Genomic DNA, 3,312 nt, shown 5'->3' with positions numbered 1-3,312 from the left:
CCGCCGGCCCGCCGCCGGCCAGGGCCACCACCAGGCTGCCGGCCAGGGCCTGCGGCGGCAGGGCGGCGGCTTCCGCGAGGGTGCCGCCGGTGACGGTGGCGCCGCGGGCCTGCAGGGCGGCGGCGAGGACCGGGCGCAGGGCCGCGCCGGCGGCATCGGCGAACAGCGCCACCCGGCGCAGCTTGGGCGCGGCGAAGAGCGTGGCGCCCGCCGTGGCCCGGGCGCCGATCAGCAGGGCGGGCCAGGGCGCCGCCCGCAGCGGCCGGACCTGCGCGCCGGTCCAGCCTTCCCCGGCCAGGGCGGCCGCCCAGGTGGACGGCCCGGCCAGCGGCGCGGAGCCGCACCAGGCGGGGTCCTGGCCGCAGCAGAAATCCCAGAGGCGGCCCGGGAGCGGCTCCGCCAGCAGCAGCGTGGCGCCGGGCGCGGCGGCATCCCGCAGCACCGCGGGCAGGCCGGCGCCGACCCGCAGCCGGGCGCCGGCGACCAGGCCGAGGACCAGGTCGGCGACCACCGGCGGCGCCTCGCCCCCCGTCGGATCCCAGGGGCTGGCGGCGTATTCGAGGCGGCCGGCGGCCGGCGGCGGCGGTGGCGGCGCCTCGCCGGGCAGGGTCGCCACGGTCAGCAGCACCCGCCGGCCGGAGGCGGCCAGGACGCCGGCCAGCAGACCGGTGAGCGGCCCGGCCCCGGCGCCGACTTCCAGCACCCGCAGCGGCCGGCCCTCCGGCCAGGCGGCGGCGAAGGCTCCGGCGGCCTCGGCCAGGACGCTGGCGAGGCGTTGCAGCCCGGCCGACCCCGCCGGCGGCAGGGCCCCGGCCTCCCCGGCTAGGCGATGCGCCAGGGCGGCCGGCAGCCGTTCCGCCGCCAGCGCCGCCCAGGCGAGATCCTGGGCGAGGCCGGGCTGCTCCAGCAGCACCTGGCGCCAGATCTCCCCGGCGGCGGGCAGGTCGGGCTCGGCCAGCGGCCGGGGGCCGTCCGGGGTGGCGGTGGCGAGGCCGTCCTCGGCCAGCGCCTCCAGCAGCAGCCGGGCATAGGGGCCGGTGGCCGGGGCCGCGGCCTGGGCGCCGGAGAGCGCGGCATGGGCGGCGGCGGCGCAGAAGCCCTCCAGCAGCAGCGCCGCCTCGCCGAGGTCGAGCTGGCGGTCGCGCCGCAGCGCGGCGGCGACGGGGGCGGCGAGCTCCGCCCGCTCGGGCGCCTCGGCGCCCGCGGGCGGCAGGGCGGGCAGCCATTGCACGTGGAAGGCGCCGGCGGTCGGATCCTCCCGGCCGGGCAGGCGGATGCGCTGCAGGGCGCAGCCCTCCAGCACCGCGACCGGGTGGCCCATGGAATCGCGCAGGACGAGGTCGGCCGAGAGGCTGCGGCTGCCGGCCTCGCGGCGCCGGATGCCGGCAAGCGCCGGGGGCGCGGCGCCGCGGCGCAGCACCACCCGGGCGAAGCGCACCGGCACCATGCCGGTCCCGGGCTCCGGCGCGGCCTCGCCGAGCAGGCCCAGCAGGCCCTGCAGCGCGCCGTCCAGCCGGGCGGGGTGCAGCAGGAAGTCGCCGTCCGGCGGGGCCGCCGCCGGCCGCGCCAGCCGGGCCTGGGCGAGGCCGGCGGCGCCGTCCACCGCCACCTCCGTCACCGCCTGGAAGGCCGGGCCGTAGTCGAGCCCGAGCGCGGCGGCCAGCGCCAGGAGGGCCGGGGGATCCAGCCGCCGCGTCGGCGTCGGCGGCCCGGCGCCCGTCTCCGGCAGGCGGGGCACCGCGGCGACCCGGGCCTCGGCATGCAGGGTCCAGGGCTCCCCGGCCAGCCGGCGGCGGCTGGCCAGGGCGAAGCCGCCGGCGGGATCGAGCGTGGTGCGGAGCTCGCGGGCGCGCTCGGCCTCGAGCGGCATCGCCTGGTGGATGGCGAAGCCGGTCAGCTCCAGCGCCGTGGCCTCGGGATGGCAGGCGGCGGCGGCGGCCAGGGCCATCTCGAGCATGGCGGCGGCCGGCAGCACCGGCGTGCCGGCCAGCCGGTGGTCGGCGAGCCAGGGCTCCAGCGTCAGGTCGAGGTGGCGGGTCCAGTGGCCCGGCTCGGCGCCGCTGCGGAAGCCGAGCAGCCGGTGTTCCACCAGGGGCTGGGCCAGGGCCGTCGCCTCGGGGGTGGTGCCGACCCAGTGCCGCTGCCGGTCGTAGGGGGTATGCGGCAGGCCGCGCCGCGCCGCCTCGCCGGCGAAGGCGGGGCCCTGGCGCGGGTCGGCGCCGAGCGCGAAGGCGCGGTCGGCGATGGCGGGGAAGGGGTCGCCCGGCGGGTCGCGGCGGGACAGGCTGGGCATCACCCCGGCCTCGCTGCCGAAGCCGCGCAGGCCCTCCCGCAGGTAGCCCTGCAGGATGGCGTGCGGGCCGATCTCGAGGAACAGGCCCGGGGCCAGCGTCGCCGCGGTGCCGATCGCCGGCAGGAAGGCCACCGGGTCCCGCAGGTTGCGCCACCAATAGGCGGGCGGGCAGGCGGCGGCGGTCAGCAGCTCCCCGGTCACGGTCGAGACGATGGGGATGCCCGGCTCGGCCGCCTCCAGGCCGGCGAGCTCGGCCAGCAGCGGCTCCCGCAGCGGGTCCATGGCGGCGCTGTGGAAGGCGTAGTCGAGGTCGAGGGCGACCCAGCTCCAGCGCCGGGCGGCGGCGGCCTGGGCCAGGCGGTGCAGCGCATCGACCGGGCCGGCGACGGTGATCGCGGCCGGCGCGTTGATCGCGGCGATCTCCAGCCCGGGGCCGCATTCGGCCAGCACCGGCAGGGCGGCGGCGGCGCTGGTGCCGAGGGCGGCCATCCGGCCCAGGCCGCGGGTCGCCTGCTGCTGCCGGCTGCGGCTGACCACCAGCCGCGCCGCGGCCTCGAGCGGCAGCAGCCCGGCGGTGGCGGCGGCGGCGATCTCGCCGACCGAGTGGCCGAGGCAGAGCATGGGGCGGATGCCCTCGGCGGCGAGAGCCGCGACGATGCCGTGCTGCACGGCGAACAGCAGCGGCTGGGCGCGGTCGGTGGCGCCGACCGCCTGGGCGCCGATCCCCTGGGCCAGCTGCTCGGCCACGGACCAGCCGAGCAGCGGCGCCAGCGCGGCATCCGCGGCGGCCACGGCGGCGCGGAAGGCCGGGCTGGCGGCGAAGGCGGCCTGCGCCATGCCCGGCCAGGGCGCGCCGTTGCCGGCGAAGACGAAGGCGACGCCGCCATGGCGGCCGGCGAGGCCGGCGGCGGCGGCCCCAGCTTCCCCGGCCCGCCAGGCGGCCAGCTTCGCCGCCAGGGTGGCGGCATCGCCGCCGCGCAGGGCCAGGCGGTGCGGGTGCAGGTCGCGGTGGCGGGCGG

General features: G+C 81.2%; 1 protein-coding gene. It reads right to left on the bottom strand.

Going from position 1 to position 3,312, the window contains the following annotated elements; translation table 11 throughout:
• On the bottom strand, nt 1–3,312 hold a 3,312-nt coding region (locus QWZ14_RS17560; RefSeq protein ID WP_290318092.1), incomplete at both ends, for an acyltransferase domain-containing protein.

It is taken from the genome of Paeniroseomonas aquatica (genome assembly GCF_030409335.1).
Classification (GTDB): Bacteria; Pseudomonadota; Alphaproteobacteria; order Acetobacterales; family Acetobacteraceae; genus Belnapia; species Belnapia aquatica.
This window is presented reverse-complemented; position numbering and strand designations above follow the sequence as displayed.